At 58.7% G+C, this 14,996-nt stretch carries 14 protein-coding genes; 9 read left to right on the top strand and 5 right to left on the bottom strand.

Going from position 1 to position 14,996, the window contains the following annotated elements:
• Nucleotides 1–45 precede the first annotated feature (45 nt).
• Nucleotides 46–2,052 (bottom strand): methyl-accepting chemotaxis protein, encoded by a 2,007-nt coding sequence (locus BN1117_RS04675; RefSeq protein WP_040095238.1) that lies wholly within the window; start codon nucleotides 2,050–2,052, stop codon nucleotides 46–48.
• A gap of 230 nt (nucleotides 2,053–2,282) precedes the next feature.
• On the bottom strand, nucleotides 2,283–3,578 hold the full coding sequence (locus BN1117_RS04670; RefSeq protein WP_040095236.1) for an SLC5/6 family protein: 1,296 nt from the start codon (nucleotides 3,576–3,578) through the stop codon (nucleotides 2,283–2,285).
• Between the two features lie 251 nt (nucleotides 3,579–3,829).
• Here BN1117_RS04670 and BN1117_RS04665 point away from each other — a divergent pair, with 251 nt between their 5' ends.
• From BN1117_RS04665 to fabV, 5 genes are all read left to right on the top strand, one after another.
• Complete coding sequence (locus BN1117_RS04665; protein ID WP_040095234.1) at nucleotides 3,830–4,213, top strand: Rid family detoxifying hydrolase; 384 nt, start codon at nucleotides 3,830–3,832, stop codon at nucleotides 4,211–4,213.
• A 22-nt stretch (nucleotides 4,214–4,235) separates the two neighbouring features.
• The gene (locus BN1117_RS04660; protein WP_040095232.1) at nucleotides 4,236–5,525 is read left to right on the top strand and encodes an L-cysteine desulfidase family protein; all 1,290 of its coding nucleotides are present in this window, start codon (nucleotides 4,236–4,238) and stop codon (nucleotides 5,523–5,525) included.
• Between the two features lie 64 nt (nucleotides 5,526–5,589).
• On the top strand, nucleotides 5,590–6,243 hold the full coding sequence (locus tag BN1117_RS04655; RefSeq protein WP_040095230.1) for a helix-turn-helix transcriptional regulator: 654 nt from the start codon (nucleotides 5,590–5,592) through the stop codon (nucleotides 6,241–6,243).
• A gap of 154 nt (nucleotides 6,244–6,397) precedes the next feature.
• The gene (locus tag BN1117_RS04650; RefSeq protein WP_040095229.1) at nucleotides 6,398–6,985 is read left to right on the top strand and encodes a histidine phosphatase family protein; all 588 of its coding nucleotides are present in this window, start codon (nucleotides 6,398–6,400) and stop codon (nucleotides 6,983–6,985) included.
• Nucleotides 6,986–7,135: 150 nt separating this feature from the next.
• Nucleotides 7,136–8,335, top strand: a complete 1,200-nt coding sequence (gene fabV / locus BN1117_RS04645; RefSeq protein ID WP_040095227.1) for an enoyl-ACP reductase FabV — start codon at nucleotides 7,136–7,138, stop codon at nucleotides 8,333–8,335.
• Nucleotides 8,336–8,392: 57 nt separating this feature from the next.
• Here fabV and BN1117_RS04640 read toward each other — a convergent pair whose 3' ends face one another.
• Nucleotides 8,393–9,607, bottom strand: a complete 1,215-nt coding sequence (locus tag BN1117_RS04640; RefSeq protein ID WP_040095225.1) for a pyridoxal phosphate-dependent aminotransferase — start codon at nucleotides 9,605–9,607, stop codon at nucleotides 8,393–8,395.
• A 387-nt stretch (nucleotides 9,608–9,994) separates the two neighbouring features.
• Between BN1117_RS04640 and BN1117_RS04635 the strand changes: the two genes are divergently transcribed.
• Entirely contained in the window at nucleotides 9,995–10,204 is a 210-nt protein-coding gene (locus tag BN1117_RS04635; RefSeq protein ID WP_040095223.1) for a DUF1653 domain-containing protein, read from the top strand.
• A gap of 276 nt (nucleotides 10,205–10,480) precedes the next feature.
• The gene (aqpZ, locus tag BN1117_RS04630; protein ID WP_040095221.1) at nucleotides 10,481–11,170 is read left to right on the top strand and encodes an aquaporin Z; all 690 of its coding nucleotides are present in this window, start codon (nucleotides 10,481–10,483) and stop codon (nucleotides 11,168–11,170) included.
• Between the two features lie 90 nt (nucleotides 11,171–11,260).
• Here aqpZ and BN1117_RS04625 read toward each other — a convergent pair whose 3' ends face one another.
• Nucleotides 11,261–11,998, bottom strand: a complete 738-nt coding sequence (locus BN1117_RS04625; RefSeq protein ID WP_040095219.1) for a lytic transglycosylase domain-containing protein — start codon at nucleotides 11,996–11,998, stop codon at nucleotides 11,261–11,263.
• 320 nt (nucleotides 11,999–12,318) lie between these two features.
• Between BN1117_RS04625 and BN1117_RS04620 the strand changes: the two genes are divergently transcribed.
• Entirely contained in the window at nucleotides 12,319–12,777 is a 459-nt protein-coding gene (locus BN1117_RS04620; RefSeq protein ID WP_040095217.1) for a GNAT family N-acetyltransferase, read from the top strand.
• 5 nt (nucleotides 12,778–12,782) lie between these two features.
• Here BN1117_RS04620 and BN1117_RS04615 read toward each other — a convergent pair whose 3' ends face one another.
• Nucleotides 12,783–13,325 (bottom strand): YceB family lipoprotein, encoded by a 543-nt coding sequence (locus BN1117_RS04615; RefSeq protein WP_040095214.1) that lies wholly within the window; start codon nucleotides 13,323–13,325, stop codon nucleotides 12,783–12,785.
• Between the two features lie 96 nt (nucleotides 13,326–13,421).
• Here BN1117_RS04615 and cls point away from each other — a divergent pair, with 96 nt between their 5' ends.
• Nucleotides 13,422–14,903, top strand: coding sequence for a cardiolipin synthase (gene cls / locus BN1117_RS04610; RefSeq protein ID WP_040095213.1), 1,482 nt, complete (start codon nucleotides 13,422–13,424; stop codon nucleotides 14,901–14,903).
• Nucleotides 14,904–14,996 lie beyond the last annotated feature (93 nt).

The following is a 14,996-nucleotide window of genomic DNA, read 5'->3' as shown; positions in this document are numbered from 1 at the left end:
GGATGATGCCGGGCTCACGTTGAGCCCGGCGTTGTTAACTCGGGGTCACAGCACGAAGCTCTGCACCATGGCGCGCAGCTGTTCTGTAAGCTGGTGGATCTGGCGGGCGGCATCGCGGGCGGCGTTGGCTACTTGCAATGCCTCGTCGCTGCCATCCGAGATGCGCACCACATTGCGTTCGATCTCGTTGACCACGGCGCCCTGCTGCTCGATGGCGCTGGCGATGATGGCGTTGGTATCGACCATCCGATCCACCTTCTCGGTGATGGCGCCGAAGGCCTGTTTCGCCTCCTGTGCCAGCCCGACCCCCTCCTGCGCTTCATGGCTGGCCGCCGACATGGCGGTGACCGAGGCGCGGGCGCCGGATTGCAGCTGTTCAATCATCTGCTGGATCTCGACGGTAGCCCCCTGGGTGCGGTTGGCAAGAGAGCGCACCTCGTCGGCCACCACCGCAAAGCCGCGACCCTGCTCACCGGCCCGGGCCGCTTCGATGGCGGCGTTGAGGGCCAGCAGGTTGGTCTGTTCGGCGATGCCGCGGATCACGCTGATGACGCCGCCAATCTGGCTGCACTGCTGCTCCAGTTGGCCTATGGTGTCGGCGGTACGCAGCACCTCGCGGTTGATATGGTCGATGGCCTTGATGGTGCGTTCCACCACATCCTCGCCCTGACCGACCACGTTTTGCGCCTCCTGGGTCATACGGGCGGCTTGCAGGGCATTGCCCGCCATGTCTTGGGAGGTGGCGGCCAGCTCCTTGATGGCGGTGGCGACCTGATGGGTCTCCCCTTGCTGATCGGCAATCACCTCCTGCGAGCGGCAGGTGCGGGCTTCGATATCGGTGGCGCTCTCCACTACGGTGACGCCATTTTCACGCACCCGCAGCATCAGGGTACGCAGGGTCTCCAGGGTCACGTTGTAATCCCGGCTGATGGCGGCCAGCTCGTCCTGACCGACAATCTCGATATGCTGGCTGAGATCCTGGGCGTTGACCCTGGCGGCAATATCACGCACCCGGGCCACGGTTTCGCGCAAGGAGAGATAGGCGCCGATCATCAGATAGAGGTAGAGCAGCAAGCTGGCGGTCAGCGGCGCGGTGACCCACCAGAAGTGGCGCTGGTTGGCGGCAAGCCGCTGGCGCAGATCGGCCTCCAGCCGCTGGCGCACCTGGCCTGCCAGTGCGGTGATGGTCTCATCCATCTTGTCTCCCAGTGCCTGTACCTCCTTGGGGGAGAGCTGCACCAGCTGATCCTTCATCATCTTGTTTTCCATGGTCTCGACCCCCTGACGCACCAGCTGTATCAGGGCATCAGTTTGCTGACCCAGCTCGGTGCGATAGGCCGGTTCCATCTGGTAGAGCAGGGTCAGATCGGCCTCCAGCTCCTGCAGGGTGGCGCTGATAAGGTCAAGACGAAAACGCAGACCGCTGTACCCTTCCGCCTGAAACAGGCCGAAGTCGGCGATGGTGGCGGCGCGATCCCGCACCTGGGCCAGCAGGTCACGCAGCTGCGGCAACCGCTCGCTGGCGAGGATCACCATGTAGTAGGTACCGAGCGCCGGATCCTGGATCAGGCCGCTGGCGGCGGTGATGTGTTTGTAGAGATGGCGTACCTCGGTCAATAGCTTGTCGTGACGCGGGTTGCTCTGTTCCACCTCCAGCTTGTCCGCTTCACTCTGCAGGGCGGCCCAGCCCTGCTGGATCACCTCAAAGGAGGGATTGTTCTGGCGAGTGTCGGCAAAGGCCTGCAGGCTCTGCTCCACCGCTTGTGCGGCCGCCTTGACCTGATCCCCACCGATCGGATCCAGCTCATAACCCTGACGGGTAACCAGATTGCGATGGGTGAGCAGCGCCTGTTCGATCGCTGGCACAGGGACGAGGCTGATAACACCAGCCAGCTCCTTGCGCGCCAGTGCATTGTCATCCTGCAACCGCCCCAGCAGATTGGTCATGCTGTAGGCCAGCGGCAGCAGCATCAGGCAGGACCAGAGCAGAAATTTGTATTTGAAGGAGAGCTGACTGCCCAGCCGGATGGCCGGGTTGAAAATCCATTTCATATTAAGCCTCGATACCGGAATGCGGGCGTGAGCCGTGTTCTCTGAATAGTACTCCGAGCGGCGGCCCCTTGGGTGATGGCCGGTTGCAAGTTGTGATCCCTTTGGCTTTTTACTTTCGGGCGGGGACTGGGGGTATCAGCGGGGCGATTAATCTGTTGCGCGAGCTGCCCAACAGAAAACGGGCCACCCTAAGGTGGCCCGAAGTCGATAAGGAGGGCGTTTGCAATCGATCAGTTGAACGCCAGGAAGGGCGAGACGCAGAGCAGCAGGCCGGTGATGATGATGATGTAGAGGGAGGTGCCCTTGTACTTGTGCAGCGCCGGGACCTGATAGACCAGATAGGCCGGGATGAGGCAACCCACCATGCCGAAGATGGGGCTGCAGATAGAGGTGAAGCTCAGCACCGGTGCGTTGAGCACGATGGCACCCCAGGAGAGCATGACGGTAAACACCATAATCCCTTTGCCCACCAATCCATTGTTGATGCGGTTTTCCGGCAGCACCCGGCGCAACAGGTTCATCGCCAGACCCTGACAGGCTTCGCGGAAACCGAGGTACACACCGAAGTAAGCCGTCATCACCGCGAAGATGTTGAGGGTGAGGCTAAGGAGCTTGAGGGTCTGGCCGGGCATTCCCTGGGCTACCATGGCCAGCGCGGAGATGTTCTCTTCAGAGGCTCTGACCGCCTGATCGTGGCCCATCGCCAGGGTGAAGGAGATGGCATAGAAGAACACCACCACGAACAGGATGCCGAAGGCGATATTCATGGCGCGCATCGCCTTGAAGCGGGCCACCTCCAGCGATTTTTCCCGCGAGCGGTAGGAGATCACCATGGGGCTCAGGCTCTGGATAAAGAGGATGGAGGTGAGGGTGAAGGGGAGCATGATGATGGCATCTTTCATCCAGTCACCGGCGGCGGGCATGGCGGTGATGTTGGCCGCATCCCACTTGTCCACCATCATCAGGCCGAGCAGCGCCACCACGCTGATCTTGGTCAGCACCATAAAGGTGGAGATCTTGAACAGCAGGTTTTCGCCGCGCGAGGCCAGTGCTACCAGACCGCAGATCAGCACCAGACCGTAGAGCGGGTTTTCCGAGAGCAGGCCGTCGGTGACGCCGAAGCTCTGCAGGAAGGAGGCGCTGTCATTGGTGATGGCAGTGGAGTAGACGAAGACCCAGATCACCAGCATTACAAAGTAGAGCGCGCCGAGCAGCACACCCCAGTTCTTGCCGAGGTAGCCGGTGATAACGCTGGGGTAATCCTTGCACTCTGGTGAGGTGGCCAGGGTGTTGATAAAGAGGCGCTGGAACATATACATGGCGGGGTAGCCGATTACCGCCGAGAGCAGAAATACCCACAAGCCCATCAGTCCCACCTGTACCGGCAGGAAGACGATCCCCGCGCCGATGGCCATGCCGATGCTCATGATGATCCAGCCCCAGTCGGTGCTGTCGAAGCGAACCGCTTCTTTCCATGCCAGCGTACCCATCGCTGGGCTGGTGAGTGTTGTGCTATGCGCGTCCATTAAAACCTTCTTTTTTATAGGGATGTGGAAAATTGGCGCAAATATAGTTGAATGAAACTATCATAAACAATGCCCATAAGAGTACTTTTGTTCAAATCAGGATGGCGATCACGGTTTACATTGAGGCCTAAAGGTCGCTTTAAACACCATTTTTGTATCTTTTTGTTGAATCGCTAACATAAAAAGCAAATAATGTTGCACGAAATAAGATTTGTGATTGCAAAAAAAATTGCACAAACAGGAGTGGCTATATGAAACGCATCATCACAGCAGCAGCGGCACCTGACGCTATCGGTCCCTACAGCCACGGCACTGCCTATGGCGACCTCATCTTTACCTCCGGTCAGTTGCCGGTCTGCAAGCTGCAGGGTGGTGTGGTGGAAGGGGGGATTGCCGCCCAGACCCGCCAGTCACTGGAAAACCTGAAATCCGTGCTGGAAGCCGCTGGCGGCTCGCTGGATACCGTGCTCAAAACCACCTGCTACCTCGCCGAGATCAGCGATTTTGCCGCGTTCAACGAGGTCTATAAAGCCTATTTCCAGAAAGATTGTCCGGCGCGCAGCTGCTTTGCAGTGAAGGACCTGCCGATGGGCGTCAAGGTTGAAGTGGAAGCGATCGCCCATATCGCTCGTTAATGCTGATAAAAAGGTTCAAGTGATGAAACAAGCGTGGCAGCAGTATCTGCAGATTATTCAACAGGTTGTCAAACCAGCGCTGGGTTGTACCGAGCCCATCGCCGCCGCCTATGCCGCAGCTGTCGCCGCCCGGCAACTGGGCTGTGAGCCCGGTCGCCTCGAGGTTGCGGTGTCGGATAATCTCTATAAAAACTCGATGGGTGTCTATGTACCGGGCACCGGCAAAATCGGTCTGGCCATTGCGGCTGCCGCTGGTGCCATCGGCGGTAACGCCGATGCCGGGCTGGAGGTGCTGGCCGCAATTCAGCCAGAACAGGTGGAGCGTGCCCAGCAGCTGATCGATGCGGGCAAGGTGCAGGTGAGCCGCACCGCCGCCCCCGAGTTTATCTTCTGCCGCGTGACCGTCTATGGCACTGATGACAAGGGTGAAGAGCACAGCGCCGAAGTGACCCTGTGCGGTGGTCATACCCGCATCGTCGAACAGCGCCGTGATGGCGAAGTGACCTTCACCGCCGATCAGAGCCAGGGCGGCGCCACCGGCTCTATTTGCGACGGGGTGGATATCAGCATCGCCGCCATCTACGAGTTCGCCACCCAGGTGGAGTTCGAGCAGATCAGGTTCATCCTCAAGGCCTCCGAGCTCAACGGCAAGCTCTCTGCCGAGGGGATGAACAACCCCTATGGTCTGGAGATTGGCCGTACCATGCAGCAGAACATCAATGCCGGCCTTATCGGCGAGGATGTGATGAACCGTATCGTGATGATGACGGCGGCTGCCTCCGATGCCCGCATGGGGGGGGCGACCCTGCCGGCCATGAGCAACTTCGGCAGCGGCAACCAGGGCATTGCCGCCACTATTCCGGTGATGGTGATTGCCGAGCGCTTTGCGGCCAGCGAAGAGCAGCTGGCTCGCGCCCTCATCATGAGCCATCTGGGCGCCATCTATATCAAGTCCCACTATCCGCCGCTGTCGGCCTTCTGTGGCAATACCGTGACCAGCGCGGCTGCCGCCATGGCCATGGTCTATCTGGCGGGCGGCAGCTTCGAGCAATCCTGCTTCGCCATCCAGAACGTGCTGAGCGACAGTGCCGGTATGGTGTGCGACGGGGCGAAGGCCTCCTGCGCCATGAAGGTGAGTACCTCCTCCGGCGCGGCGGTGCGCGGCTTCCTGATGGCGCGCAACAGCCACTCGGTATCGGGGCAGGGGATCGTCGCAGGCAACGTGGATCAGACCATCCGCAACGTTGGCCAGATGGTGAAGGAGGGCATGTCTGCCACAGACAGCACCATTATTGATATCATGTCCGCCTGATGTCCCTGTCGGTTGCTGACCGGTGCCGATTGCCCGGCAGCAACCCTTGCAAGAAGGACCCATTGTGAAGCTGCAAGAGTTGAGTCCGAGTGATTGTGAGATCCTCAAGTCGATGGAGAACATAGTGGACGGCATCGCCGCCATGTATGGTCAGCACACCGAAGTGCTGCTCCACAGTCTGGATGCGAGTAATCCCTCGATCGTCAAGATTGCCAACGGCCATATCACCGGCCGCAGTGTCGGTGCTCCCATCACTAACCTGGCGATGATGAAGCTCAAGAGCGGGCAGGATATCTCCAGCCCCTACATGACCAAGTGCGCCACCGGCAAGACCCTGCGCTCCATCACCACCGTCATTCGTAACGGTGAGCAGAGGGCCATCGGCTTGCTCTGTATCAATAGCGACATGGATGCTCCGCTGCAATCCGTGCTGCGCACCATGATGCCGGAGTGCATGCACCCCCACGAGAGCCATGCCACTCCGGAGGTGTTCGCCCGCAACATCGACGAAGCGCTCAACAGCACCATAGATACGGTCAGTGCCGAGGTGCGTGGCAACGAGGCGGTGCCCCTGTCCCAGAAGACCCGGGTTATCGTCAACCAGCTGCACGACATGGGGATCTTCGAACTGAAAGACAGTGCCCAGATCGCCGCGCGCCAGCTCGGCATCTCGGTTCACTCCATCTACCGCTATCTGCGGGAGATCAAGAAGGGCTGAGCCGGTTCACTCTGGCCAAATTGACAGCAAACGGGTCGGCACTGACCCGTTTTTTACGCCCGTTTTAGCCTCTCTGTGTGGGCCATCCTTCGGGCTCATCTGCTATCATCTTCCCCCTCTGTTTTTCTATCTCTCTGAACGTGCTGGAGAAATCATGTCTCGACTCATCTATCTGCTGCGCCACGGCCAGACCCGCTTCAATGCCGAGCAGCGTCTGCAGGGGCGTTGCAACTCCGAGCTGACCGACAAGGGCGAGGCGCAAGCCATCGCCATGGGACGGCGCCTTGCCGATGAGCTGGCAGACCCCGCCCGTTGGACCGTCTATGCCAGCCCCCTCAGCCGTGCCCGTCAAACCGCGCTGCTGGTGTGCGAGCAGCTGGGGCTGGCGGCGGATCGCATCGTCTGGGACGATCGCTTGATGGAGTTAGGGATGGGGGAGTGGGAGAGTTGCCGGGTGCCCGAGCTGCAGATGGCCCACCCCGAGCTCGACCTCGAGCAGCCAGACTGGTATCTGCAGGCACCGGGAGCGGAGAGCTTCGAGAGCATTCAGCGCCGGGCGCACCAGTGGTTGCTGGATCCCGCCATCGCCGAGCGGGCCATCGTCATCTCCCACGGTCTGCTCGGTGCCATACTGCGCGGCGTCTATGCCGATCTCGACTATAAGGCGACCTGGTCACAGGCGTTGCCGCAAGATACCTTCTATAAGCTGCAGGATGGCCACATTACCCGCATTGCCTGCTAGCTGCCGTGAGGTGGCACCATGGCATGGACCATGATTGCCACCTTCGGATGCCCATTTTTGCCGCAGTTCAACACATCAGAGCACCTTATCGCGGCAAGATGAGGTATCTTATGCCCCGATTTCATCCATTAAACGGATCCGAGACCCCATATGATCATCAAACCCAAGGTTCGCGGCTTTATCTGCACCACCACTCATCCGGTTGGTTGTGAAGCCAATGTTCGTCGCCAGATCGCTTATACCAAGGCCAAGGGCACCATCGAGAATGGTCCCAAGAAGGTGCTGGTGATCGGCGCTTCCACCGGTTATGGCTTGGCCTCCCGGATTGCGGCTGCCTTCGGTAGCGGCGCCGCCACCCTCGGCGTCTTCTTTGAAAAAGCGGGCACCGAGTCCAAGACCGGTACCGCTGGCTGGTACAACTCTGCCGCCTTCGACAAGGCCGCCAAAGAGGCGGGCCTATACGCCAAGAGCGTCAACGGCGATGCCTTCTCCAACGAGTGCCGCGCCAAGGTGATCGAGCTTATCAAGCAGGATCTGGGTCAAATTGATCTGGTGGTCTACTCCCTGGCCTCGCCGGTGCGCAAGATGCCGGAGACCGGCGAAGTGGTGCGCTCAGCCCTGAAACCCATCGGCGAGGTCTACACCACCACCGCCATCGACACCAACAAGGATCAGATCATCACCGCCACCGTCGAGCCGGCGAACGAGGAAGAGATCCAGAACACCATCACCGTCATGGGTGGTCAGGATTGGGAGCTGTGGATGGCGGCCCTGCGCGATGCCGGCGTGCTGGCTGACGGCGCCAAGTCCGTGGCCTACTCCTACATCGGTACCGATCTGACCTGGCCAATCTACTGGCATGGCACTCTGGGCCGCGCCAAGGAAGATCTGGACCGTGCCGCCGCCGCCATCCGTGGCGATCTGGCTGCCAAGGGCGGTACCGCTCACGTGGCCGTGCTCAAATCCGTGGTGACTCAAGCCTCCTCCGCCATTCCGGTGATGCCGCTCTATATCTCCATGGCCTTCAAGATCATGAAGGAGAAGGGCATTCACGAGGGTTGCATGGAGCAGGTGGATCGCATGATGCGCACCCGTCTCTATGCGTCCGACATGGCGCTGGACGAGCAGGCTCGCATCCGCATGGATGACTGGGAACTGCGTGAAGATGTACAGCAGACCTGCCGCGACCTGTGGCCATCCATCACCAGCGAAAACCTCTCCGATCTGACCGATTACACCGGCTACAAGCAGGAGTTCCTGCGCCTGTTCGGTTTTGGTCTGGATGAGGTTGATTACGATGCGGATGTAAATCCGGACGTGAAATTCGACGTGGTTGAATTGCAAGGCTGATGACGATGACAGTATGACTAAAAAGGCTCCCGATGGAGCCTTTTTTATATGTACTCTTTACTGCTTGTAGTCTTTGAGGAAGCGGGCGAGGCGGCCGATGGCATCCTCCAGCTCCTCTTCCCGTGGCAGAAACACCAGCCGGAAGTGATCCGGCGCCGGCCAGTTGAAGCCGGTGCCCTGCACCAGCAGCAGCTTCTCTTGCTGCAGCAGGTCGAACACCATCTTCTGGTCATCGCGGATGTCATACACCTTGGGGTCGAGGCGCGGGAACATGTAGAGCGCCCCCTTGGGTTTGACGCAGGAGACCCCGGGGATCTCGTTCAAGAGCTCCCATGCCTTGTCCCGCTGTTTGCGCAGGCGGCCGCCCGGCAGGATCAACTCGTTGATGCTCTGGTAGCCGCCAAGCGCAGTTTGGATGGCGTGCTGCATCGGCACGTTGGCGCACAGCCGCATGGAGGCCAGCATTTCCAGACCCTCGATATAACCACGGGCACGGCCTTTTGGACCGGTGATGACCATCCAGCCCTGACGGAAGCCGCAGGCACGGTAGGCCTTGGAGAGGCCGTTGAAGGTCACCACCATCACATCGTCACACAGGGTGCAGACGCTGGTGTGGGAGATATCGTCGTAGAGGATCTTGTCGTAGATCTCGTCGGCGAAAATGATGAGGTTGTGCTGGCGGGCAATCTCGATCACTTCCAGCAGGAACTCACTGCCGTAGACAGCACCGGTCGGGTTGTTGGGGTTGATCAGCACCAGACCGCGGGTACGCGGGGTAATGCGGGCGCGGATGTCATCGAGATCCGGATACCAGTCGGCCCCTTCGTCGCAGCGATAGTGCACCGCATGGCCACCAGAGAGGGTGACGGCGGCGGTCCAGAGCGGGTAGTCGGGAGAGGGCACCAGCATCTCGTCGCCGTTGTTGAGCAGCGCTTGCATCGCCATCACGATCAGCTCGCTGGCACCATTGCCGATGTAGATGTCGTCGATATCGACCTTGCGCATCCCTTTTTGCTGGTAGTACTGCATCACCGCTTTACGGGCAGAGAACAGCCCCTTGGAGTCGCAGTAGCCCTGGCTCAGCGGCATGTTGAGGATCACATCCTTGATGATCTCTTCCGGCGCATCAAAGCCGAACGGGGCCGGGTTGCCGATGTTGAGCTTGAGAATGCGGTGGCCTTCGTCTTCGAGACGGCGAGCCTCTTTATGCACCGGGCCGCGGATGTCATAGCAGACATCGTCGAGCTTGTGCGACTTGTCGATTGTGAACATGGTGACAGTGATTCCTTCCCCACAGGGACGCGTTGGCGAAAAAGGCGATTTTTAGTATCAAATTTCTTTTCCTCTATTCTTCACAGAATTGAATGCTAGAACAATCCTCTTTTTAGAAGAATTAGCTGATTTTTAGCCCTAAAACAGGGTTGTGAGAACGTTAAATTCAGCACGATCTTTTGTGCTAACCAAGGTTCAGCAGTGAAACATGGGGAGTGAATTAACAAAGCTACTCTACTGTGTTGAAATCTTCACGCTCTCTGGCACGATTGGCTTGTGTAAAAAAGCCTCTTCATCGTCATTTCCGACGAGAAAAAGCTGATACAACTGGCACTGGCCAGCACATATTTCTCCTTTTCCGTCCTGTTCCATCTGCAGAGGTATCCCATGCATGCACCCGTTCCCGGCCGCTATCGTCACTTCAAGGGGGGTTACTATCAGGTGCTGGCCCTGGCCCTGCACACCGAAACTCAGGAGCAGCTGGTGATCTATCAATCCGAACAGGATGGTCAGGTCTATGCCCGCCCCGTCGCCATGTTTATGGAGTGGATTGAGCATCAGGGGCTGATGGTCAGCCGCTTTGCTCCGGTCAAGTAAGCCACCGTTATGTTTCTTGAACGGTTGCTCAGCGAATCGTCAGAAACCCTTTCGGGAGTCATAAGTTGTCGCATGAGACTCCAGATTGGCAACCATTTTTCCTCGCCCTTTTACTGATAAATCTCACCATAAATCAAAAGATTGTGACTCTCGTCACGCTTTTTGGCTGCGGGTGGTCGGGTTTTCATCGATGGCGACAGCTCCCATAATGCCGCGCGTTGTTAACACCTGGCCCCTTTGCGGGTTTTTTTATCTCATCTTATCGGGAGACATAGTGTGAAACCTGTTGCAGCAGAGTTTATGGGAACCTTCTGGTTGGTATTGGGCGGGTGCGGCAGTGCCGTGCTGGCAGCAGCCTTCCCTCACGTCGGGATTGGTCTGCTGGGGGTCTCGCTGGCTTTCGGTCTGACCGTGCTGACCATGGCGTTTGCCATCGGCCATATCTCCGGTTGTCACCTCAATCCGGCCGTCACCATCGGCTTGTGGGCGGGTGGTCGCTTCCCGGCATCCGGCGTGCTCTCTTACATAGTGGCGCAGGTGCTGGGGGGCATTGCCGCGGCAGCCGTGCTTTACGTGATTGCCAGCGGCCAGGCCGGGTTTGATCTCTCTGCCGGTTTTGCTTCCAACGGTTATGGCGAGCACTCTCCGGGTGGTTATAGCCTGACTGCTGCGCTGGTGTGCGAAATGGTGATGACCGGTTTCTTCCTGTTTATCATCATGGGTGCCACTGATAGCCGTGCGCCAGCCGGTTTCGCGCCGATCGCCATCGGTCTGTGCCTGACTCTGATCCATCTCGTCAGCATTCCGGTGACCAATACCTCGGTCAACCCGGCCCGCAGTACCGGCGTTGCGCTGTTTGTCGGTGACTGGGCGGTCAGCCAGTTATGGCTGTTCTGGGTTGCCCCGATTGTCGGTGCCATTCTGGGGGCGCTGGCTTATCGCCTGGTGGCGACTGAGCAGAAGTAATCATTTGCGAAACAAAGTGTGGTATCGACACGCCTGCGGGCGTGTTTTTGTTTCTGGAGGGGGAGATAAGAGAGCTCACCAAGTCAAACGTCAAAGCCCTTTGGCCTGCAGCATCTCTTTGTAGCGCTGGTGGAGGAGCTGGACGCGCTTCACATAGGCACGGGTTTCCGCATAGGGTGGGATGCCGCCATGTTTTTGTACTGCACCCGCTCCTGCGTTATAGGCCGCTGTGGCTAGCGCCACGTTGCCGTCATATTGTTTGAGCAGTCCTGCCAGATATTTCACTCCGCCAAAGATGTTCTGCTCTGCCAGAAACGCATCGCCGACCCCCAATTCCCGCGCCGTGGCAGGCATTAGTTGGGTCAGGCCCATCGCCCCCTTGCGGGAGACCGCCAGCGGGTTGAAGGCTGACTCGGCATGGATCAGTGCCCTGATGAGAGCAGGTTCTACCTGATAGGTGCTGGCGGCCGCCTTGATGGTGCTGGCATAGTCATAGAGAAACAGCCCTGTGGTCTGCCAGTTGACGCTGGATTTGGGGTCGCAGGCGAAGCAGTCGTTAAACAGCAGCAGTTCGTAATGGCCCTGTTCGGGTGCCATATCGGAGTAGCGTACCACCCCGTTCTGCTGCACCGATTTATAGACCTGGATCTGCTTGTTGCCGTTGGTAGCGGTTGCCGTCGTTTGAGCGGTGTCGGGTTGTGGGGCGGGAGTGGCATCTGTGACCGGACGCAGGGGGGAGGGAGCTGCGGTCAGGAAGATCACCTCCGCAGGTGGGGGCGTCTGGCTCCATCCGCTCATGGGGATCAACAAAATATGGCCTGCCAGCATCCATGCTTTCAACCCTAATACTCCTTCCTGTTATGACCATGTTGAGTAAAGCATCATGGCGAGGGCAGAACAAGCGGCCAACAGTGGGCAAATGATCCGATTCGGTGACCGGGATCAAACTATCCGCCGCCATAAAGGGCTGTCATCATAAAGCACGGTTTTGGCAGTCAGGTGGTGGGTAATGGCCTCTTCCTCCGGCCAGGCAAGGTGTCCATGACACCCGCTTCTTTGTTGATGAAAGGCATGATATCGTGCTTGCGGCAGTTGGTGGATTCGCCCCTCTATCTGGTACTAATAATTGATTACCAAAGGATTTGTCTGTGACAAGCAAGCTGGCAACGGCACTTACTTTTGAAGAGTACTGTGATGCCGACCTCTCCCTGATCAGGGACTATTACGAGACGACCTTTTCCCACTATGTGCCGGATCTGGCCGAGCGGATCTTTGTCGTGCGTGATGCTCACTGGCTGGTGGGGGCGGTTCGGTTGCGGGACGAGGAGGAGTTTTACCATCTGTGTGGCTTTCGCCTGTTGCCTCACTACCAGTCGCTGGGGCTGGGATCTCGGCTGTTGCAGCACGCCTGTCACGGTCTGTTGGACAAACCTGTGGTCTGTCAGGCGCTGCCCTTCGAGAAGCCTTTCTATCTCAAGGCCGGGTTTGCCGATATGCCCCTCAATCAATTGAGCGGGTCGCTCTTCTCCCTCTACGAGCGGCAGCAGCAGCAGGGGTATCAGGTGGAGCTGCTGGTACGGGATACCAGCCAGCCCCTCCTGAATTGAGCGGTTTAGCGGGGTTTGGTCAGCAGGTGAATTTTCCCTGGTGACAACTCCAGGCCCAGCAGATTCTCCTTCAACCACGCCTGCTCCGGATCCTTGTCATCCAGTCGGTAAACCGGTTTGCTCTCAAGACGTTTCTCCATACTCTGCAGCAGCATGTGGAGCATCAGCCCGAACTTTTTTTCGGCCGCCTCTGGCTCCAGCTTGTACTCCACCAGCTTCATGTTATCGAGAAACAGCGCACTCTGGCTCTGGTCATAGCGGGGTCTCGCCTCATAGGTCATCTGCAGGCGGGCGTCATATTCGGTATTGTCTGGCAGGGCGATTTTGAGCTTGCCCTTGCCATAGACCCGGGCAGTATCGGGGCGTTGGCGACCGATCTGGACATCGCTCTGCTCCAGCAGCACATGAGCCTTGATGATGCCCGGTAGCTCCAGCTGTTTGTCGACTTGTACCTGAGATTGCAGGTACTGGTTTATCTGTTGCTCGTTGATGTCATATGAGCCTTGGCCTAGCATGGCCAGGCTGAGCAGCATAGATTGCAGGATCATGCGTGCGACCTGATAGAATGGATTTGCCTTACAGCATACCATTGCGGCCGGTTGGGGTCTGCCCACCGCTCTGTTTGTCATGAGAAGGAGTGCCCGTTGTTCAACGGTCTGGAACACGATCTTCAACTGCTGTTTTCCCGTTTTCTGGGTTGGCTGCTACTGCTTTTTCACACTGTGATTGTCACCGGTGTGTCGTTTCGGGTGGTGATGAAACGCCGTCCCATCGGGGTGTCGCTGGCCTGGCTGGCGCTGATCTATGCCATTCCGTTTGCCGGGGTGGGGTTTTATGTGCTGTTTGGTGAAATAAAGCTGGGGCGCCGCCGCGCCGAGCGCGCCCAGGCCATGTATCGCCCTTATGCCATCTGGATCCGCCAACTGGCCCGTCTGTTCCCGCAACACTGCTGCGAAGTGGGTGCCAAGGCACAGCCGCTGCACGATCTCATCCAGGGACGGCTCGCCATGCCGATGCTCTCTGGCAACCGCATGACCTTGCTCAACAAGCCGGACTGGATCTTGCGCGAGATTGCCCAGGATATCCGTCGCTCGACGCTCTCCTGCTATCTGGAGTTCTATATCTGGCATCCGGGCGGCGATGCCGACGAGGTGTGCGAGGCGCTGATTGAAGTGGCGCAACGGGGCGTGGATTGTCGCTTGCTGCTCGATTCGGTGGGCAGTAAACAGTTCTTCCGCTCCCACTGGCCCAAAAAGCTGCGCAAGGCGGGGGTCAAGCTGGTGGAGGTGCTGCCGGTCGGCGCCTGGCGTATCCCCTTCCAGCGCCAGGATCTGCGGATGCACCGCAAGCTGGTGGTGATCGATGACAGGGTGGGTTACACCGGCTCCATGAACATGGTGGATCCCCGTTTCTTCAAGCAGGATGCCGGGGTTGGCCAGTGGGTCGACATCATGATCCGGGTGCAGGGGCCCATGGTGCCGTTGATGTGGTCGATCTTCGTCTGGGACTGGGAGATGGAGACCGGCGAGCGGCTGCTCGACAGTCTGCAGCATGAGCCGGAGGCCTGGCCCCAGACCAACTACCGTGCCCAGCTGATCCCGTCCGGCCCCTTCGTCGGTGGTGACTGTATTCAGCAGAGCCTGCTACTGGCCATCTATCAGGCGCGCAGCCATCTGGTGCTGACGACACCTTACTTTGTGCCCGATGATCCGCTGGCGGCCGCACTCAGTTCGGCAGCGGCCCGCGGGGTGCAGGTGCAGCTGGTATTGCCGGCACGCAATGACTCCATCATGGCCAATTATGCCTGCAACGCCTTTATGGAGGAGCTGCTGGCTGCCGGGGTGGAGATCTACCGCTACGATGCTGGTCTGCTCCACACCAAGAGTGTGTTGGTGGATGATGACTTCGCGTTGGTGGGCACGGTCAACCTTGACCGGCGCAGCCTTTGGCTCAACTTTGAGGTCACCTTGCTGGTAGATAATCCGCTATTCGTATCTCAAATGAATCAGCTGGTGCAGGGTTATATGGCCGAGGCCACGCCAATGACTCTGACACAGTGGCGTGCACGCCCCTGGTACAAGAAGGCGATGGAGAATATCTTCTACCTCTTCAGCCCCTTGCTGTGATGTTGTGGCGAGCCGCAAGAAAGTGGACTCGCCATCTGATTGGACTTGCCTAGCCCCGACCGCCCCCCGTAGAGTGCAGTGACAACTCTCAGG

Source organism: Aeromonas australiensis (assembly GCF_000819725.1).
Lineage (GTDB): Bacteria > Pseudomonadota > Gammaproteobacteria > Enterobacterales > Aeromonadaceae > Aeromonas > Aeromonas australiensis.
Note: the sequence above shows the minus strand (reverse complement) of the source record. Positions and strands in the feature narration are given on the sequence as shown.

Bases quoted from the DNA above. Each gene is read 5' to 3' on its own strand.
- BN1117_RS04675 (WP_040095238.1), bottom strand. From the start codon at position 2,052: ATGAAATGGATTTTCAACCCGGCCATCCGGCTGGGCAGTCAGCTCTCC.
- BN1117_RS04670 (WP_040095236.1), bottom strand. From the start codon at position 3,578: ATGGACGCGCATAGCACAACACTCACCAGCCCAGCGATGGGTACGCTG.
- BN1117_RS04665 (WP_040095234.1), top strand. From the start codon at position 3,830: ATGAAACGCATCATCACAGCAGCAGCGGCACCTGACGCTATCGGTCCC.
- BN1117_RS04660 (WP_040095232.1), top strand. From the start codon at position 4,236: ATGAAACAAGCGTGGCAGCAGTATCTGCAGATTATTCAACAGGTTGTC.
- BN1117_RS04650 (WP_040095229.1), top strand. From the start codon at position 6,398: ATGTCTCGACTCATCTATCTGCTGCGCCACGGCCAGACCCGCTTCAAT.
- fabV (WP_040095227.1), top strand. From the start codon at position 7,136: ATGATCATCAAACCCAAGGTTCGCGGCTTTATCTGCACCACCACTCAT.
- BN1117_RS04640 (WP_040095225.1), bottom strand. From the start codon at position 9,607: ATGTTCACAATCGACAAGTCGCACAAGCTCGACGATGTCTGCTATGAC.
- BN1117_RS04635 (WP_040095223.1), top strand. From the start codon at position 9,995: ATGCATGCACCCGTTCCCGGCCGCTATCGTCACTTCAAGGGGGGTTAC.
- BN1117_RS04625 (WP_040095219.1), bottom strand. From the start codon at position 11,998: ATGCTGGCAGGCCATATTTTGTTGATCCCCATGAGCGGATGGAGCCAG.
- BN1117_RS04615 (WP_040095214.1), bottom strand. From the start codon at position 13,325: ATGATCCTGCAATCTATGCTGCTCAGCCTGGCCATGCTAGGCCAAGGC.